Below are 18,561 nucleotides of genomic sequence, written 5' to 3' on the forward strand. Positions count from 1 at the left end.
AAAAACGGAAAGCCCCTATCTATGCGCCGCCTAATTTTTGCAACTTTGCTTGTTTTATGCGGGAGCTTCACAGCGCACGCACAGACTTTGCAGGGTATACTTCAGACCCACGTAGATGAGGTCGCAAAACCCTCTCGACGCGGTGTCGCCATCGTTTTGGATGACCTTGTGGCATCCGGACTTCCCCAAGCCACCCCCTTTCTTGAGCAATGGGCTGAACGCAACGTTTGGCAGCGCGATGATGGTTTGTTCTTTATCGTCACGGACGAAGGCGAGACGCTGACCCTTAAGGACGTCGATACCGGCGCAGCCCTCAGTGGCGCGAAAGAGGCCTTTTCCCAAGTGCGCCCCAATGGCGGTGTGCGCCGGGCGATTGGCACGGCTCTTGTGCAATTCCAGCTGTCCGACCCCGAAATTTCGCGCCGCCAAGCGGCCGTTGACAGCATCGCCCGGCGCGGCACGGCAGAGCAACTCGCGCCCCTGCGGGCCTCCATCGCGGGGGAAACCGACCCCGATTTACGCGCCCGCAAAGAGCAACTCGCCAACTTTTTGGCCGCTAGGTTCTCGGATGACCCGGCGGAGCGTATCGCCGCGATCAAAGGGCTTTCGGGCGATATTTCCGTCGAAACCCGCGCAGTGCTGAACCAAATCCTGACGACCAAGGATGGCGTCGCAACACAGGAACCCGCAGGCAACATTGCCGCGTTGCGCGATCCCATGCAGGACCCCGAGGCGGCATATGCCGAACTGGTGGCCGCCAAGCTTGCGCCCCCCCGTCAAACCGCGAGCGAAATTCGCGCCGTCCTAGAGGCGAACATCGATGCAGGCCGCGTTGGTGGAGTGCCCCTTGCTCAACTCAACACGATCCCGGCGCGCGAACAGGCTTATGCGGCCCTCGCAGCGGCTGATCTCGCACCTGAACTGATCACCGCAGCCTATCGCGACTCAGCCATTGATGCGCATGTCTTCTACACGCTGTACGACGAAGACGACGCCACCGTGACCGCCGCTGCCGAGGCCGCCTTGGCCGAGGTCGAGGCCCGCGTTGGGCGCGCCACCTTCGTCGACCTGACGCTGGATGCGCTGTCGCTGGCGTCCATCTTTTTCCTCGCGGCTATCGGGCTGGCCATCACGTTCGGCGTGATGAAGGTCATCAACATGGCCCACGGTGAATTTATCATGATGGGGGCCTACACCGGCTTTGTGGTGCAGCAGTTCATCCCCAACTACACCGTTTCCATCCTTGTGGCCCTGCCGCTGGCCTTTGCGGTGACATTCGGGGCCGGGGTCCTGATGGAGCGATTGGTCATCCGGCATCTGTACCACCGCCCGCTTGAAACGTTGCTCGCGACCTTTGGTATCTCAATCGCGCTGCAACAGCTGGCCAAGAATATCTTTGGCACACAGGCCCGTCCTCTGACGTCCCCCGATTGGCTGGCTGGGGCGTGGGTGCTGAATGATGTGGTGCAGATCAGCTATATTCGCATCGCGATCTTTGTGCTGGCGTTCATCTTCCTTGGGCTGATCTTGTTTATTCTCAAACGCACGCGCCTCGGCCTAGAGGTCCGCGCCGTCACCCAAAACCCTGGAATGGCGTCAAGCATGGGCATCAATCCGGACCGGATCAATATGATGACCTTTGGCCTTGGTTCAGGCATCGCAGGCATCGCAGGGGTGGCGATTGGGCTATACGCCAAAGTCACCTCCGAGATGGGCGCCGACTACATCGTCCAAAGCTTTATGACCGTTGTCGTGGGCGGCGTGGGCAACGTGTGGGGTACACTTGCAGGGGCCACGCTGATTGGTTTCGGCCAAAAGGGCATCGAATGGCTCAACCCGTCCAACACGCTGGCCGCACAAACCTACATGATCCTTCTGGTGATCTTGTTCATTCAATTCCGGCCTAGGGGCATTGTCGCCCTCAAGGGCCGCGCCGCGGGAGACGACTGATGGAGCGCACGTTTATTGGAAAAAACCCGTCGGTTCTGTGGTTCTTGCTGGGTTTGGCTGTGTTCACAGTCGTCGTGACAATCATGTCCGAGGCGACGGGCTCTGCCGTGATCTCAACCTCATTCCTGAAAACCCTGGGCAAGACCCTGTGCCTGTGCCTGGTGGCCATCGCGATGGATGTTGTCTGGGGTTATTGCGGGATCCTGTCGCTGGGCCACTTCGCGTTCTTCGGGATTGGCGGCTACGCGATTGGGATGTGGCTGATGTACGCCCGGACCGAGGATATCGTGGTCGAAAGCCTCTCGGGGGCGGTCATTCCACCCACCCCGGAGGAGATCACACAAGCCGTCGGCACACAGATTTTCGGCGTAGTGGGGTCCTCTGAGTTTCCGGTGATCTGGACGCTGTCCCATTCGCTGACACTGCAATTGCTGGCGGTGGTGCTGGTGCCCGGGCTCTTGGCGTTAGTCTTTGGCTGGCTGGCGTTCCGTAGCCGCGTGACCGGTGTTTACTTGTCGATCCTGACACAGGCCATGACGCTGGCGCTCGCGCTCTACTTCTTTCAGAACGACACGGGGCTGCGGGGCAACAACGGGCTTTCGGGGCTGCAAAACATCCCCGGCCTAGATGATGTGCCCCAAGCCATGCTGTCGCTTTGGTTCTTCTGGGCCTCGGCCTTTGCGCTGGGCGCGGGCTATGTGCTGTTTGCGTGGATCACCTCCGGCAAGCTCGGTTCAGTTATCCGCGCCATCCGCGATAATGAGGCGCGCGTGCGGTTTCTTGGCTACCACGTCGAAGGCTACAAACTGTTCGTGTTCACCCTTACGGCGATGGTCGCGGGCATTGCGGGTGCGCTTTATTACCCGCAGGCGGGCATCATTAACCCCGCCGAAATCGCGCCGATTGCGTCGATCTATCTGGCGGTTTGGGTGGCTATTGGCGGACGCGGGCGGCTTTACGGTGCGGTCATCGGTGCGGCGGTCGTCTCGCTTATGTCGTCGTGGTTCACCGGGGGCGGCGCGCCTAACATCAACCTTGGGTTCTACACGATCCAGTGGACGGATTGGTGGCTGGTCCTGCTGGGCTTTACCTTTGTCGTCGTCACATTGTTCGCCCCCAAGGGCATTGGCGGGCTCATCGACCTGCTCACCTTGCGTAAGAAAGGGGACGTCTAATGGCCTCACTTCTCGAAGTTTCTGGCGTCTCGGTTACGTTTGACGGGTTCCGGGCGATCAACAACCTCTCTCTCCAGATCGGAGAGCCAGAGCTGCGCGCCGTGATCGGACCCAATGGCGCGGGTAAGACGACGTTCATGGATATCGTCACCGGAAAAACCCGCCCCGATGAGGGCAAAGTCCTCTGGGGAGAGATGTCCCAATCCCTGCTCAAAATGTCCGAAAGCGAGATTGCGCAGGCCGGTATCGGTCGTAAATTTCAAAAACCGACCGTGTTTGAGGCACAGACCGTGCGCGAAAACATCACGATGGCACTGAAAAACCCGCGCGGCCCCTTTGATCTGTTGTTCAAGCGCAAGGCCGACAATTCCGAGGCCCGGGTGTTGGAAATCAGTGATGAAATCGGGCTAACCGATGTTCTCGACAAAACCTCTGGCGCGCTGAGCCACGGGCAAAAGCAGTGGCTCGAAATCGGGATGCTGCTGGCGCAAGACCCGCGGCTTTTGCTGGTCGATGAACCCGCCGCCGGGATGACCCCTGCCGAGCGTGAGCATACGACCGATTTGTTGAAACGCGCCGCCAAAACCCGCGCCGTCATCGTGGTCGAACACGATATGGAATTCGTGCGGCGGTTGGAATGCAAGGTCACCGTGCTGCACCAAGGCTCGGTCCTTGCCGAAGGCTCGCTCGATCATGTCACGCAAAACCAAGACGTTATCGACGTCTATCTGGGGCGATAAGATGCTGGAAATCAAAGACCTGACCCTGAAATACGGGCAAAGCCAAATCCTTCACGGCGTGAACCTCAGCGCCCAAGTGGGCGAGGTCACTTGCGTAATGGGCACCAACGGGGTGGGGAAAACTTCGCTCCTCAAGGCCATTGCCGGGCGGCATCCTTATGCGGACGGCAGCATCGCGCTGGACGGGGATGTGCTGAACCATCCATCGGCATTTGATGCCGCGCGCGCGGGCATCGCTTATGTCCCACAGGGGCGCGAAATCTTTCCGATGATGACCGTTCTGGAAAACCTCGAAAGCGGATTTGCATGCCTACCCAAGGCGCAACACTACGTGCCCGAGCAGATTTATGATTTGTTTCCGGTCCTCAAGGAAATGACTGATCGGCGCGGCGGCGATCTGTCCGGCGGTCAGCAACAGCAGTTGGCCATCGCCCGCGCCCTGATCACAAAGCCACGCGTTTTGCTGCTAGATGAACCGACCGAGGGCATTCAGCCCAACATCATCAAACAGATCGGTAACGTCATCAAAATCCTCTGCGATCAGGGTGATATGGCCATCGTTCTGGTGGAGCAGTTCTTCGATTTCGCCTTCGATCTGGGGGCGACATTCACGGTCATGAACCGGGGCGAGGTCGTGTTCGACAAACGCGCCGACGCGCTGACACGGGATGAATTGTACCAAGAGGTGTTGGTGTAAATGATCGACCGCACCCTCCGGATATTGGTGGTTGAGCAAGATCAGGAGCGTGCGCGCAATATCATTGATGCGCTGGTGGAAGCGGGGTGGCCCAACGCGCGGGCCATCGGAAATACCTCACGGCTAGAGCGTGAGATCGCGGCCCATACCCCCGACATCGTGTTGATCGATTTGGCCAATCCTGACCGCGACACGCTTGAGCAGATCGCCGTCGCCACCGAAAGCCGCGAACGCCCTGTGGCTCTGTTTGTGGATCGCACGGATGAGGGGCTGACACAGGCCGCCCTTGCGGCAGGCGTCAGTGCCTATGTCGTCGATGGGTTGCAGATGAACCGCATTCGCTCGGTGCTCGAAACGGCCATCGCGCGGTTTCAGATCATGCGCCAAATGCAGTCGGAGCTGGATGCCGCCAAACGCGCGCTGGGTGACCGCAAAACGATTGACCGTGCCAAGGGGATCCTCATGCGCCAACGCGCCCTAAGCGAGGATGAAGCGTATCAACTGCTGCGCAAAACCGCGATGGATCAGGGGCGCAAGGTGATTGATGTGGCCCAGGCACTCGTGACGGCTGCGGATTTGTTGGGATGAGCTTGACGGTCCTCACGTGTGGCTACGTGCCGTTGGTCGATTGCGCGCCGTTGATTGTGGCCAAAGAGCTGGGCTTTGCCGAGGACGAAGGCATCGCGCTTGAACTGGTCGCGCAACCGTCATGGTCCGCAACGCGCGATATGCTGGCGCTGGGCCATTTGGATGCAGCACACCTGTTGTCGCCAATGCCAATCGCGATGTCGTTGGGCTTGGGCGGTTTGCCCGGTGAAATCGACGCGCTGATGGTTTTGTCCGTAAACGGGACGATTTTTGGTGTCTCAAACGCCATCGCAGATCAGCTTGGCGCGACCTTTGGCGATGCGCGCAGCGTTGCGGCGGGGCTAGCCGCGCTCAAGACTGACAAATTGCGCGTGGGGGTGCCGTTCCATTACTCCATGCACCGGTTGTTGCTTGAGTATTTCCTGCGCAACCAGCCCTCCCCAAAGGTTGAGATTATCACGGTCCCGCCCGCGCGCATGGCCGATGCCATTGCGGATGGTTTTATCGATGCCTTTTGGGTGGGTGAGCCGTGGGGCAGTGCGGCCGTCGCGCGCGGCGTGGCGCAACTGGTCCTGCCGGGCAGCGCCACTTGGGCCTTTGCCCCGGAAAAAGTGCTGGCCGCGCGGCACGATTGGGTCGCGGAAAACCCGGCCAAGGTCCGGCACTTGATGCGTGCGGTCTATGCGGCGGCCAAATGGTTGGACACGCCGCGCAACAAGCCGCTGGCGGTGGAAATCCTCGCGCGGAGCGAGCATCTTAACCTTCCCGCAGAATTGATTGATCCCGCAATCACCGGGCAAATTACACCGGGCGTAAATCATTCGCCTGCCCACGTGGACCGCTTCTTATTGTTCGATTCGCAGGCCGCACATTTCCCATGGCGGTCGCAGGCGGCTTGGATCGCGCAGCACCTTGGGGCCGATGCTCATGGCATCCAGCGCGCAAAGGCTTGTTTTCGCTCTGATATCTATCGCGATGTTCTAGGCCCCGTGGGCGCGGACCTTCCGGGTGGGTCAGAAAAAGTCGAAGGAATCATGCGCCACGCCACGGCCGTCGCCTCAACCCGCGGTCATATGATTTTGGGCCCGGACGCTTTCTTTGATGATAAAATTTTCGATTTCACCCCAGAGAACTGATCAAATTCTATGCACATGCTGCATTGCAGCGTGACAAACTGGCTCCTTTCACGCGCTCCCCTTGCGTCAAATCAGGTCCATCTGACATCAATAACGTACGGGCAACGGTGTCCGTAGACAGTTTCAGTGGCCCCGACGCAGGCGCCACAAACATAAAGCAAAGCCGCTTGTAAGCCGACGGATCCTCCCCCGTTGCGTTTTACACGCGGCTTTTTTTATTTCCGGCCTCCTCCCGGACGGACACAGACAAAGGACATAGCCCCATGAAGTCACTCCTTTCCCTTTCCATCGCGGCGTCGCTCATGGCGTCTGCGGCGGTCGCTGATTTCCTTGAGTTAGAAAAAGATGAATTAACGTTTGGTTTCATCAAGCTAACCGACATGGCGCCGCTCGCTGTGGCCTATGAAAACGGTTACTTTGAGGACGAAGGCCTGTTCGTCACCCTAGAGGCGCAGGCCAACTGGAAGGTCCTGTTGGACGGGGTCATTTCCGGCCAATTGGACGGCGCACACATGCTGGCCGGCCAGCCATTGGCCGCGACCATCGGCTACGGCACGCAAGCCCACATCATCACGCCGTTCTCCATGGATTTGAACGGCAATGCGATCACCGTCTCAAATGAGATTTGGGACCAGATGCGCCCCAACATCCCGTCGATGGCTGATGGCCGCCCGCAGCACCCCATTTCGGCAGCCGCTCTCAAGCCCGTGGTTGAGGATTATCAGGACCAAGGCATCCCCTTCAACATGGGTATGGTGTTCCCCGTTTCGACCCACAACTACGAACTGCGCTACTGGCTTGCCGCCGGTGGGTTGGAGCCGGGCTACTACTCGCCCGACGACGTGACAGGCCAGATCGGCGCAGATGTCCTGCTGTCCGTGACACCCCCACCACAAATGCCCGCCACGATGGAGGCCGGCACGATCTTTGGCTACTGCGTGGGTGAGCCGTGGAACCAGCAGGCCGTGTTCAAAGGCATCGGCGTGCCGGTCATCACCGATTATCAGCTGTGGAAAAACAACCCCGAGAAGGTCTTTGGCATCACCAAGGAATTCTCTGAGGAAAATCCAAACACCACCATCGCATTGACCAAAGCGCTGATCCGCGCGGCCATCTGGCTGGATGAAAACGACAACGCAAACCGCCCTGACGCCGTCGAAATTCTGTCCCGCTCGGAATACGTGGGCGCGGATTACGACGTGATCGCCAACTCCATGACCGGGTTCTTTGAGTTCGAAAAAGGCGACACGCGGCCCCAACCGGACTTTAACGTGTTCTTCCGCTACAACGCGACCTACCCGTTCTATTCCGACGCGATCTGGTACCTGACCCAAATGCGCCGTTGGGGCCAAATCGCTGAGCCAAAGTCCGACGAATGGTTCATGGACACCGCAAAATCCGTCTACCGCCCCGATATCTACCTCCAGGCTGCGCGCATGTTGGTGGACGATGGCATGGCGAATGAGGCCGACTTCCCGTGGGACAGCGACGGGTTCAAGGCACCGACCCCCGCCGAAGATATCATCGACGGCATCGCCTATGACGGCCGCGCGCCCAACGCCTATCTGCAAAGCCTGCCCATCGGGCTCAAGGGCGATCAGATAATCATCGACAACGAAATCCAAGGCTAGAGCCGCACTTACCTGCCCCGTGGCCGCGCGGGGCAGGTGATCTTTTCTTCCCGCCAAAGGACCCTCCGAAATGACAGCTATCGACCCCTCCCAACTTGAGGCCGAAGCCCGCCGCGCCCGCCGTTTTACGCGTATCAACAAGGCCGACGCCTATCTCATCGTGCTTGGCCTTGGCTGGGTGACCCCCATCCTGCGCGCCGCCGCCGGTGATAACCCCAAGGCGCAAATCAAAGATATCTGGCGTCTGGCCGGTGTGCCGGTTTTGGCCATCGTTCTGTTTTTGGCCGCTTGGGGCGCCCTCGCACCCAAGGTTCAAACCTCGCTCGGGGCCGTGCCCGGACCCGCAGAGGTGTGGGAACAGGTGGGCGTTCTGCATGCCGACGTGCAGCGCGAAAAGGAAAAAGAAGCTGCGTTCTATGAACGCCAAGACGAACGCAACGCCGCCCTCATTGCTGAGGGCCGTGAAGACCGCGTTCGCGAGCGGATTTATACGGGCAAACCAACCTACTACGATCAAATCTGGACCTCGATCAAAACGGTCTTCTTCGGTTTTCTGATTGCCTCCATCATCGCCATCCCACTGGGCATCGCCGCGGGCCTGTCCGTCACCGCGAACGCGGCGCTCAACCCGTTGATCCAGATCTTCAAACCGGTGTCGCCGCTGGCATGGCTGCCGATCGTTACGATGATTGTCTCGGCGCTTTATACCAACAACGACGGTTGGTTCGAAAAGTCGTTCCTCGTGTCAGCCATTACCGTAACGCTCTGCTCGCTCTGGCCCACGCTGATCAACACGGCGCTTGGCGTGGCCAGCATCGACAATGACCTCGTGTCCGTGTCGCGGGTGCTGAAAATGAACACCTACACCAAGATCGTAAAGCTGGTGTTACCCTCGGCATTGCCCCTGATCTTCACCGGTCTGCGCCTGTCGCTCGGTGTGGGTTGGATGGTATTGATCGCGGCAGAAATGCTGTCGCAGAACCCAGGACTGGGTAAGTTCGTCTGGGACGAATTCCAAAACGGCTCCAGCCAATCACTCGCACGGATCATGGTCGCGGTGCTGACCATCGGGATCATCGGCTTCCTATTGGACCGGCTGATGTACGCCCTGCAATCCGCCTTCACGTTCTCGAACAATCGGTGATCGGCATGGGTATGATGGAGTTCAAAAACGTCTCAAAGAGCTATGGCGAAAGCCCCGTTCTCAAGGACATCACTCTCAGTGTTGAGGAGGGCGAGTTCCTCGTGCTCCTCGGGTTTTCGGGCACGGGCAAGACGACGCTGATCAATCTGATGGCGGGTCTTGAGATGCCAACATCGGGTGAAATCACCTTTAAGGATAAGTTAATAACCGAGCCTTCTCCCGAACGCGGCGTCATCTTTCAAAGCTACTCACTGATGCCGTGGCTGACGGTGAACGGCAACGTGATGCTCGCGGTTGAGACGATGTTCCCAAGCCTATCCAAGGCGGAAAAACAGGCCAAAGTGGACCATTACGTGCAGATGGTCGGCCTTAGCCACGCGGCCACCCGCCGTCCTGCGGAACTGTCGGGGGGGATGCGTCAACGGGTTAACGTCGCGCGCGCGCTGGCCATGTCGCCTGAAATGTTGCTGCTGGATGAACCCCTTTCGGCGCTTGATGCGCTCACCCGCGCGAACCTCGCCGATGAGATTGAGCGTATCTGGGAGAAAGACAAAAAAACCTGCGTGCTCATCACCAATGACGTGGATGAGGCGATCATTCTCGCGGATCGGATCATCGCGCTGAACCCCGATGGGACGCTCGGCGCAGAGTTCCCCGTCAGCCTGCCGCGTCCGCGCGACCGGATGGAGATGAACCACAACGCGGCCTTCAAAAAATTGCGCGCCGACGTGACGCGTTACCTGATGGACGCAGGGATTGAGGCGAAGGTGGAGGGCACGAAACGACTGCCCAACGTCACGCCCATCCACAGCGTGCCCAAGGCCGTCGCCGAGGCGTCGCAATCCATCCGCCCAGACGATGCGTATCTAACCTTCCGCGAATTGCACAAGGTTTACCCCACGCCCAAAGGCCCCCTGACGGTGGTTGAGGATTTCGATCTGAAGGTCAAAAAGGGCGAGTTTATCTCGTTGATTGGGCACTCAGGCTGCGGGAAATCAACCGTGTTAACCATGGCCGCAGGTCTTAACCCGATATCAAAGGGCAACATCCGTTTGGATGGCTGGGACGTGCAGGGCGCAGACCCCGAACGCGCCGTGGTCTTCCAATCGCCCAACCTGTTCCCATGGCTGTCAGCCAAGGAAAACGTCGCAATCGGCGTGGACAAGGTTTACCCCAAGGCCTCGGTCGCCGAGCGTCAGGATGTGGTCGAATACTATCTCGAACGCGTGGGTCTTGCCGACAGTATGGACAAGCAAGCCTCGGACCTGTCGAACGGCATGAAGCAACGCGTTGGGATCGCTCGTGCCTTTGCACTGTCGCCCAAACTGCTCCTCTTGGATGAACCGTTCGGCATGCTCGACAGCCTCACACGGTGGGAATTGCAAGAAGTCCTGATGGAGGTCTGGTCGCGCACCAAAGTCACCGCGATCTGCGTGACCCATGACGTGGATGAGGCCATCTTGCTCGCGGATCGTGTCGTCATGATGACCAACGGCCCCCAAGCGACCATTGGCAAAATAACGGATGTGAACCTGCCGCGCCCACGCACCCGCAAGGCGCTGTTGGAACATCCCGATTATTACACTTACCGCCAAGAAGTTCTCGATTTCCTTGAGGAATATGAACACGGCAACACGTCGAAAACGGCATCCCCAACGTTAGACAAACCCAAGGCCGTGGCGGCAGAGTGACCTTCGCCCTCCTGCAGCCCTGTCATGTCTTTGGCCCTGCGCGCACCGCGCGTCGGGCGCATAAAAGGAAGCAAAAATGACTGAAAAACTTGTCATTATTGGTGCGGGCATGGCCTCTGGCCGTGTGATTGAGCACCTCGTAGAGGCCGCGCCCTCTGCCTACGATATCACCCTCTTCAACGCAGAGCCGCGGGGAAACTACAACCGCATCATGCTCAGCCCGGTTCTGAGTGGTGATAAGACCTATGAAGAAATCGTAACCCACGACGCGGCCTTCTATGCCACACACAATGTCACCTGCCGTTTCGGTGAACGGGTGGCCCAGATTGACCGCGCAGCCAAGACGCTTACGGCGGAAAATGGTGAAGTTATCTCCTACGACAAACTGGTGTTCGGCACAGGCTCCAATCCCTTCATGATCCCGCTTCCGGGCCATGATTTAAAGGGCGTCATCGCCTACCGTGATCTGGAAGACACCGAGCAGATGATGGCCATGGGGCAAGGGTCCAAGGTGGTTGTCATCGGTGGCGGACTTTTGGGTCTAGAGGCCGCCGCAGGCATGGCCGCACGCGGGGTCGACGTGACCGTGGTGCATATCATGCCATGGTTGATGGAGCGTCAGTTGGACGAGGCCGCAGGCTTCTTGCTGCGCAAAGCGCTGGTCGAAAAAGGCATCACTGTTAAATGCGCCGCCAATTCCAAGGAGATACTTGGTCAAGACGGCCACGTCCGCGCCCTGCTGCTGGATGACGGCACTGAGCTTCCCTGTGACCTCTTGGTGATGGCTGTTGGCATCCGTCCCAACGTGGCGCTCGCCAAGGAGGCCGGGCTGGCTGTGGGGCGGGGCATTCACGTGGACGATCAGATGCTCACATCCGATCCCGATGTGCTGGCCGTTGGTGAATGTGTGGAACATGACGGGGCGATTTTTGGCCTTGTGGCGCCGCTGTATGATCAGGCCAAGGTGGCGGCAGCAACGCTGTTGGGCGAACCCGCAGCGTTCGTGCAAAAGGACCTCTCGACCAAGCTAAAGGTCACAGGATGTGACCTGTTTTCAGCGGGCGACTTTGCCGACGGAGAAGGTCGCGAAGACATCGTCTTTCGCGACCCATCGCGCGGTGTCTATCGCCGTTTGGTCATTGAAAACAATATTCTGGTCGGCTGCGTCATGTACGGCGACACCGCCGACAGCAATTGGTTCTTTGGCCTTATCCGCGACAAAACCAACATCGAAGAGATGCGCGAAACCGTCATTTTTGGCCCCGCGTTTCAAGGAGGCGGCTCTGTGGACCCGCTCTCAGCCGTTGCAGCCTTACCGCGTGATGCGGAGATTTGTGGCTGCAACGGCGTGTGCAAAGGAACCATCGAAGACGCGATCACAGCGGGCGCAGGCGACCTAGTGGCCATCAAGGCCACGACCAAGGCCTCCGCCTCTTGCGGCAGTTGCACTGGGCTTGTCGAGCAGGTGCTTGCGGTCACACTGGGCGACGATTTCGTAGCCCCTGCCGCCGCCACCGTTTGCGGCTGCACCGACATGACCCATGAAGACGTGCGCCGCATGATCAAATCCCAAAAGCTGACTTCCATGGCTGCCGTGTGGCAGGCCTGTGGTTGGAAAACACCCTGCGGATGCCATGTCTGCCGCCCGGCGCTTAACTTCTATCTGCTTGCGGATTGGCCGCTCGAATATCGCGACGACCCTCAATCACGTTTCATTAATGAACGTAAACACGCCAACATCCAAAAAGACGGCACATTTTCGGTCGTGCCTCGGATGTGGGGCGGGATCACAACCCCCGCCGAATTGCGTGCCATCGCTGATGCGGCAGACAAATACGATGTCCCAACCGTCAAAGTGACGGGCGGCCAGCGGATCGACCTGCTTGGCGTGCGCGGCGAAGATTTGCCCGCAATGTGGGCCGATCTGAATGCCGCGGGCATGGTCTCGGGGCATGCCTATACCAAGGGTTTGCGCACTGTGAAAACGTGTGTTGGGACGGATCATTGCCGCTTTGGCACACAGGATTCGACTGGCCTTGGCATCCAGTTGGAAAAAATCCTGTGGGGGTCGTGGACACCCCATAAGCTCAAATTGGCCGTATCTGGCTGCCCCCGAAATTGTGCCGAGGCGACGTGTAAGGACATCGGTGTCGTCTGCGTTGATAGCGGTTATCAAATCTCAATCGGCGGCGCGGCGGGCATGGACGTCAAAGAGACCGAGCTGTTGGTTCAGGTCGCGACAGAGCAGGAGGTGATCGACGTCATCTGCGCCGTGACGCAGTTGTACCGTGAGGGTGCCAAGTATCTGGATCGGATTTACAAGTGGATGGCCAAGGTGGGCTTAGACTGGATCATCGCGCAGGTCGTGGATGATTTAGATAACCGCCAAGCCTTGGTTGAGCGGTTTGAACTCAGCCAATCGATTTATCGCAAGGACCCCTGGGCGGAGCATGCGGCAACAAAAGCCCAACAATACCAGCCCCTTGCTGACCTATCATTGGAGGCTGCGGAATGAGCAACTGGATCGATATCGCCGCCCTTGATGAGGTTCCGAAACGCGGCGCGCGCATGGTTAAAACGGCCCATGGCTGCGTCGCAGTGTTCCGCACTGGCGCGGATGAGGTTTTCGCGCTCGACAACGCATGCCCGCACAAGCAAGGGCCTCTGGCCGAGGGTATTGTGCACGGGCGCGCCGTGACATGCCCATTGCACAATTGGGTTATCTCGCTGGAAACGGGCCAAGCGCAGGGCGCGGATGAGGGGCAAGTCGCGACCTATCCTGCGCGGGTTGAGGGGGGGCGCATCTTGCTCGATGCCACGTTCCTGCGATCGCGGAAAGTGGCGGCGGAATGACCGAACTCACGCGCACCACCTGTCCCTATTGCGGCGTTGGCTGCGGGGTTTTGGCCGCGCCGGACGGCACTATTCAAGGCGATCCGGACCACCCGGCCAACTTTGGGCGGCTGTGCTCCAAGGGCTCTGCGCTCGGCGAAACCATTGACCTTGAGGGCCGCTTGCTGACCCCGATGGTGGATAAGGTGCCCGCAAGCTGGGACACCGCGCTGGGTCAAGTGGCCGAAAAATTCTCAGCCGCAATAGACACATACGGCCCTGACAGCGTCGCGTTCTATGTGTCGGGCCAATTGCTGACCGAGGATTACTACGTCGCGAATAAGCTGATGAAGGGTTACATCGGCTCGGCCAACATCGACACCAATTCTCGGCTGTGCATGGCGTCCTCGGTTGCGGGACACAAACGGGCGTTTGGATCTGACACGGTGCCGCAAACCTATGAAGATCTGGAGGAGGCCGATCTGATCGTGCTCGTCGGCTCCAACCTCGCGTGGTGCCATCCAGTACTGTTTCAGCGCATCATTGAGGCCAAGAAAACGCGCCCAAATCTGCGGATCATCAACATCGATCCGCGGCGCACGGCGACCTCTGAATTTTCCGACATGCACCTGAACATCGCGCCGGACGGGGACATTGCGCTGTTCAACGGATTGCTCGCCCATATCGCCGATCAGGGCGCACAAAATAATGTATACATTAATGCATACATTAATGGCTATGCGGATGCCGTGGCTTCCGCCCGGCTAAGCAACCCTGCGGACACCGGCCTCAGCCCGGTGGAGCTGGAGGCGTTTTATACCGCGTGGACCGGCACCGAAAAGGTCGTCACGCTCTATAGTCAGGGCGTGAACCAGTCGTCCTGCGGCTCCGACAAGGTAAACGCGATCCTGAATTGCCACCTTGCGACGGGTCGGATCGGCAAGCCCGGCTGTGGCCCGCTTTCGGCGACGGGCCAGCCCAATGCGATGGGCGGGCGTGAGGTCGGCGGTTTGGCGAATATGCTCGCCAACCACCTCGATATCGACAACGCCGCCCACCGCGATGCGGTTCAAACGTTTTGGAACAGCCCAACGATCAGCGACCATCAGGGCCTTAAGGCGGTCGATCTGTTTGATGCCTGCGCGCGCGGTGAGATCAAGGCGTTGTGGGTCATGTCCACGAACCCAGCCGTGTCGTTACCCGATGCCAACCGCGTGGCGGAGGCCATCGGAAACGTGCCGTTCGTGGTCGTTTCGGACATCATGGCCCGTACGGATACGGGTGATCTGGCTGATGTGCTGCTGCCCGCGACGGGGTGGGGCGAAAAAGACGGGACCGTCACAAATTCGGAGCGTCGGATTTCGCGCCAGCGCGCGTTTTTGCCCACGCCGAGACAGTGTCGGCCCGATTGGGATATTGTGGCCGATGTTGCGCGGCGCATGGGGTTTTCTGGGTTTGACTATACCAGCCCCGCTGAAATTTTCGCCGAATACATCGCCCTTGGTGATGCTGCACAGCGTTTCCATCGTGACCTAGATCTGAGCATTTTTGCAGATGTGGATTACGCCAACTTGATGCCGACCCAATGGCCCCGCAATGGTGCAAGGTTCTTTGCGGAAGGCGGGTTCTATCATGCGGATGGCAAGGCCAAGATGTTGCCCATTTCCGCCCCAAAACTAAGTCAAAACCCTCAGTTTTCCCTGAATACGGGCCGCAACCGGGACCAATGGCACACTATGACGCGCACGGGCAAAGCCCCGCGCCTTGGGGCGCATCTTGCGGAGCCGTACCTTGAAATACATCCCTCAGATGCGGCGCAAATCGACGTTGTCGAGGGGGATTTGGTCGCCGTTGAGAATACCTGCGGCGACAGTATCCTACGGGCATTGATCACGCCGCGCGCCACGCCGGGGCAGGTGTTTGCGCCAATGCATTGGACCCGTCAAAAGGCGCCGAGTGGCACGATCAACAGCCTTATCCGCCCAGAGGTTGATCCGGTCTCTGGCCAGCCGGCGTCCAAAACGGGTGCAGTGGAATTGCGCAAATTCGCAGCCGCTTGGTACGGGTTTGCGGCCAGCGCCACTGAGATGCAGCCAAGCGAGATTTATAGCGCCGTTGCCCGCACCCGGACCGGTTCGCAGGTGGAGCTAGCGGGGCGTTGCCTGCCCCTCAATTGGGAAGATACCGCCCGCCGCGTCACCGGCTGCGCCAATGCGACAGCGGCCAGCGTGACCGATGCTCAGGCGGGTACAACGGCGATTTCGTTCACCAAATCGGGCACCTTGGTGGGTGTGTTCTATGCTGGTCCCACACCAATCGCCTTGGCGCGCAGTCATGTGGTGGCCCTGATCGGGACACAGGCTGACCCGTTTCGGGTCTTGGCCGGGCGTCCGTCGGCGGGGCAGCCCGATCCGGGTGCGACCGTGTGCGGGTGTTTTGACGTGGGCCGCAACACGCTTTTGGCAGCGGTACAGGGTGGGGCCACGACTGTTGCAGCCTTGGGCGCGCAAACCTGTGCGGGTACCAATTGCGGTTCGTGCAAGCCAGAGTTGGCGGCCCTTTTGCACGAGGCGGCCCTGCCGATGGCCGCCGAATGAGCATCGCACCCTACGTTCGGATTGTCGCCCGTGGGCAGGGGCGCGCGCGGCCCCTCACGATGGCAGAGGCCCAAGATGCCATGACCATTATCTTGCGCGGACAGGCTGATCCTGAAGCGGTCGGTGCCTTGTTGATGGTGCTGCGGCTGAGGGGCGAAGTGCCCGAAGAAATCGCGGGCTTTACGGCCGCTTTGCGAGACCATGTCACGGGGGTCTTGCCCACAGCGGACCTTGATTGGCCCAGCTATGCTGCGGGCCGGACCCGTGGCGCGCCCTTGTTTTTGCTGGCCGCACGCTTGGTCGCGCAGGCCGGATATTCGGTGTCCATGCACGGTTGGAATTCGCATCAAATGCCTGATGCATGTGTGCGGGAGGCATTGGAGCATGCAGGCCCTCAGGTGCGTTACAGCCCCCTTGAAGCGCTTTGCCCCGAGGCGTTTCGCATCCTGCGGCTACGCGATGCTTTTGGCCTACGCTCATGCTGGAACACCGTGCTGCGGATGTGGAATCCGTCGCAGGCGCGTGTGTCGGTGCAGGGGGTGTTTCACCCGTCCTACCGCAGCCTTCAGGCCTGCGCCGCCGAGATGTTGGGTCAGCAGGACCTTGTGATCATCAAAGGCGGCGGCGGTGAGTTTGAGCGTAACCCAACCAAGGATATTGCGTTGTTTGGGTTGCGCGATGGGGCACATGCACAGGCGACAGCGCCCGCGCTTTTGGCGCAACCACGCCGTCTGCATGATCCGGAAATGACACTGAATATTGGAACCCTTTGGCGGGGTGACCTCCAGAGCGCGCAGGCACAGGCGACTGTGACAGGGACGGCTGCGCTCGCGCTTTGGGGGCTTCGCGCTGAGGCCACTCTCAAGGAATGCCAAGACTTGGCCCAAGACCTTTGGAGCAATCGCAACGTTCAACAAAAGGTGCACGCATGAAAACCTTTCCGATGTTTCTTCAGATGGCGGGACGCCGTGTTGTGATTGTGGGGGGCGGCGAACAGGCCGCGCAGAAAACGCGATTGATGCTGAAAACCGAAGCGGTGATTGAGGTGCTCGCCCCGCAACTAGAGCCGGAATTGGCCGAACTCGCGGCGCAGGGCCGTGTCGTTCAACGCGCGGGGCCAATCACCCCGGCCAGTTTTGCGGATACTGCGTTGTGTTTCATCGCGACGGGTTGCCCCGGGATGGATGCCGCGTTGCATGATTTGGCCAAGATCGCGGGTGCGACGGTTAATGTGGTCGATCAGCCAGAGCTGTGTGATGCAATTACTCCCTCTATCGTGGACCGCGATCCGGTTGTCGTGGCCATCGGCACCGAGGGCACTGCGCCGGTTTTGGCCCGCCAGATCAAGACCCGGATGGAGCAGATGCTAGAGCCGGGCCTAGGCGATTTGGCCTCGCTTGCAGGACGCTTGCGGGGGGCTGCAGCGGCCCGGCTTGGCCCCCGTGCCCGGCGCGATTTGTGGCGCTGGGTGTTTACGGGCGCCCCGCGTGAGGCGTTTGGCCGGGGCGCAGAGCGGCAGGCCGCGCGCCTGATTAAGGACGCGATCCAGACTGGCAATATACACGCAGAAACCGGTGGCAGCGTGGCGCTGGTCGGGGCAGGGCCGGGCAGCAAGGACTTGATCACGCTGCGCGGTGTGCAGCGCCTTCAAGAGGCGGATATCATTTTCTACGATCGCTTGATTGACCCAGAGGTGTTGGAACTGGCCCGCCGCGACGCGGAGCGTGTGTACGTTGGCAAGCACCCCGGATGTCACGCATGGCCCCAAGCGAAAATCACCGCCAGCCTTGTAGCCGCAGCCCGGCAGGGACAGCGCGTTGTGCGGCTTAAGGCTGGGGATCCCGGCATTTTTGGTCGCGCCGCCGAAGAGATCGCGGCCGTAAAGGACGCGGGCCTGCCGTTGGAAATTGTGCCCGGGGTTACGGCTGCCAGTGGGGCGGCGGCCTCTGGCGGGACGGTCCTGACCTCACGCGATGACGTGGATACGGTCGTGTTCGCGACGGGTCATTTGGCGGATGGGGCTGTCGCACCAGACTGGCTGCCGCTGTTGCGGCCCGGCACGTGCGTCGCGGTCTATATGGGGGTGCGCGCAGGCCCCGACATTGAAGTCGCGTTGCACGGGGTGCCATGGCGCGATCTGATCCAAGTGTCGGTCGTGGCAGACGCGCAAAGGGCTAATGAGCAGCGGTTTGATTGCACCGCGACCACGTTGACCAAGGCGTTAGAGGCTCACAACGTCACGAACGGTGCGGTGATCTTTTTGCGGTTGCCCAAGACCGCCTGCGCCGAAAACGTTGTGCCGCTTCAGGCGGCGGAATAGCCGTGGGGCATTCGTTCCAAACGAGAAAAATGTCCGCCGCGCGGGTTCAAACGCGCGGCG

At 59.8% G+C, this 18,561-nt stretch carries 14 protein-coding genes; all 14 read left to right on the forward strand.

What is annotated here, in order from left to right:
• Positions 1-21: 21 nt before the first annotated feature.
• The 14 genes from urtB to cysG all read left to right on the forward strand — a co-directional run bounded on the left by urtB (position 22) and on the right by cysG (position 18,501).
• Positions 22-1,950, forward strand: coding sequence for an urea ABC transporter permease subunit UrtB (gene urtB, locus PM04_RS09085; protein ID WP_038005840.1), 1,929 nt, complete (start codon positions 22-24; stop codon positions 1,948-1,950).
• On the forward strand, positions 1,950-3,125 hold the full coding sequence (urtC, locus tag PM04_RS09090; protein WP_038005841.1) for an urea ABC transporter permease subunit UrtC: 1,176 nt from the start codon (positions 1,950-1,952) through the stop codon (positions 3,123-3,125). The genes urtB and urtC overlap by 1 nt, the downstream gene beginning before the upstream one ends.
• Positions 3,125-3,865 (forward strand): urea ABC transporter ATP-binding protein UrtD, encoded by a 741-nt coding sequence (urtD, locus tag PM04_RS09095; protein ID WP_038005842.1) that lies wholly within the window; start codon positions 3,125-3,127, stop codon positions 3,863-3,865. Before urtC ends, urtD begins: the two co-directional genes overlap by 1 nt.
• A 1-nt stretch (position 3,866) precedes the next feature.
• Positions 3,867-4,562, forward strand: coding sequence for an urea ABC transporter ATP-binding subunit UrtE (urtE, locus tag PM04_RS09100; protein ID WP_038005843.1), 696 nt, complete (start codon positions 3,867-3,869; stop codon positions 4,560-4,562).
• A 3-nt stretch (positions 4,563-4,565) separates the two neighbouring features.
• Complete coding sequence (locus PM04_RS09105) at positions 4,566-5,150, forward strand: ANTAR domain-containing response regulator (protein ID WP_038006057.1); 585 nt, start codon at positions 4,566-4,568, stop codon at positions 5,148-5,150.
• Positions 5,147-6,286 carry a CmpA/NrtA family ABC transporter substrate-binding protein gene (locus PM04_RS09110; RefSeq protein WP_038005844.1) on the forward strand — a complete coding sequence of 380 codons (1,140 nt, stop codon included), beginning with the start codon at positions 5,147-5,149 and terminating at the stop codon, positions 6,284-6,286. Before PM04_RS09105 ends, PM04_RS09110 begins: the two co-directional genes overlap by 4 nt.
• Before the next feature lie 263 nt (positions 6,287-6,549).
• Positions 6,550-7,917 (forward strand): CmpA/NrtA family ABC transporter substrate-binding protein, encoded by a 1,368-nt coding sequence (locus tag PM04_RS09115; RefSeq protein ID WP_038005845.1) that lies wholly within the window; start codon positions 6,550-6,552, stop codon positions 7,915-7,917.
• Between the two features lie 70 nt (positions 7,918-7,987).
• Positions 7,988-9,061, forward strand: coding sequence for an ABC transporter permease (locus tag PM04_RS09120; RefSeq protein ID WP_038005846.1), 1,074 nt, complete (start codon positions 7,988-7,990; stop codon positions 9,059-9,061).
• 5 nt (positions 9,062-9,066) lie between these two features.
• The gene (locus PM04_RS09125) at positions 9,067-10,752 is read left to right on the forward strand and encodes an ABC transporter ATP-binding protein (RefSeq protein ID WP_200880343.1); all 1,686 of its coding nucleotides are present in this window, start codon (positions 9,067-9,069) and stop codon (positions 10,750-10,752) included.
• Between the two features lie 76 nt (positions 10,753-10,828).
• On the forward strand, positions 10,829-13,267 hold the full coding sequence (nirB, locus tag PM04_RS09130; protein WP_038005848.1) for a nitrite reductase large subunit NirB: 2,439 nt from the start codon (positions 10,829-10,831) through the stop codon (positions 13,265-13,267).
• Positions 13,264-13,605 carry a nitrite reductase small subunit NirD gene (gene nirD, locus PM04_RS09135; protein ID WP_038005849.1) on the forward strand — a complete coding sequence of 114 codons (342 nt, stop codon included), beginning with the start codon at positions 13,264-13,266 and terminating at the stop codon, positions 13,603-13,605. Before nirB ends, nirD begins: the two co-directional genes overlap by 4 nt.
• Positions 13,602-16,181, forward strand: a complete 2,580-nt coding sequence (locus tag PM04_RS09140) for a nitrate reductase (protein WP_052068336.1) — start codon at positions 13,602-13,604, stop codon at positions 16,179-16,181. The genes nirD and PM04_RS09140 overlap by 4 nt, the downstream gene beginning before the upstream one ends.
• Positions 16,178-17,113: a glycosyl transferase family protein gene (locus tag PM04_RS09145; protein WP_038005850.1), complete on the forward strand. Its 936-nt coding sequence runs from the start codon at positions 16,178-16,180 to the stop codon at positions 17,111-17,113. Before PM04_RS09140 ends, PM04_RS09145 begins: the two co-directional genes overlap by 4 nt.
• Entirely contained in the window at positions 17,110-18,501 is a 1,392-nt protein-coding gene (cysG, locus tag PM04_RS09150; protein WP_038005851.1) for a siroheme synthase CysG, read from the forward strand. The genes PM04_RS09145 and cysG overlap by 4 nt, the downstream gene beginning before the upstream one ends.
• Positions 18,502-18,561 lie beyond the last annotated feature (60 nt).

The organism is Thalassobacter sp. 16PALIMAR09, assembly GCF_000765485.1.
GTDB lineage: Bacteria > Pseudomonadota > Alphaproteobacteria > Rhodobacterales > Rhodobacteraceae > Thalassobacter > Thalassobacter stenotrophicus.

Excerpts from the sequence above, each read along its gene's own strand:
- nirD (WP_038005849.1), top strand. The coding sequence starts at position 13,264 with ATGAGCAACTGGATCGATATCGCCGCCCTTGATGAGGTTCCGAAACGC.
- PM04_RS09140 (WP_052068336.1), top strand. The coding sequence starts at position 13,602 with ATGACCGAACTCACGCGCACCACCTGTCCCTATTGCGGCGTTGGCTGC.
- cysG (WP_038005851.1), top strand. The coding sequence starts at position 17,110 with ATGAAAACCTTTCCGATGTTTCTTCAGATGGCGGGACGCCGTGTTGTG.
- PM04_RS09120 (WP_038005846.1), top strand. The coding sequence starts at position 7,988 with ATGACAGCTATCGACCCCTCCCAACTTGAGGCCGAAGCCCGCCGCGCC.
- nirB (WP_038005848.1), top strand. The coding sequence starts at position 10,829 with ATGACTGAAAAACTTGTCATTATTGGTGCGGGCATGGCCTCTGGCCGT.
- urtD (WP_038005842.1), top strand. The coding sequence starts at position 3,125 with ATGGCCTCACTTCTCGAAGTTTCTGGCGTCTCGGTTACGTTTGACGGG.
- PM04_RS09145 (WP_038005850.1), top strand. The coding sequence starts at position 16,178 with ATGAGCATCGCACCCTACGTTCGGATTGTCGCCCGTGGGCAGGGGCGC.
- PM04_RS09125 (WP_200880343.1), top strand. The coding sequence starts at position 9,067 with ATGGGTATGATGGAGTTCAAAAACGTCTCAAAGAGCTATGGCGAAAGC.
- urtB (WP_038005840.1), top strand. The coding sequence starts at position 22 with ATGCGCCGCCTAATTTTTGCAACTTTGCTTGTTTTATGCGGGAGCTTC.
- PM04_RS09115 (WP_038005845.1), top strand. The coding sequence starts at position 6,550 with ATGAAGTCACTCCTTTCCCTTTCCATCGCGGCGTCGCTCATGGCGTCT.
- urtC (WP_038005841.1), top strand. The coding sequence starts at position 1,950 with ATGGAGCGCACGTTTATTGGAAAAAACCCGTCGGTTCTGTGGTTCTTG.
- PM04_RS09110 (WP_038005844.1), top strand. The coding sequence starts at position 5,147 with ATGAGCTTGACGGTCCTCACGTGTGGCTACGTGCCGTTGGTCGATTGC.
- urtE (WP_038005843.1), top strand. The coding sequence starts at position 3,867 with ATGCTGGAAATCAAAGACCTGACCCTGAAATACGGGCAAAGCCAAATC.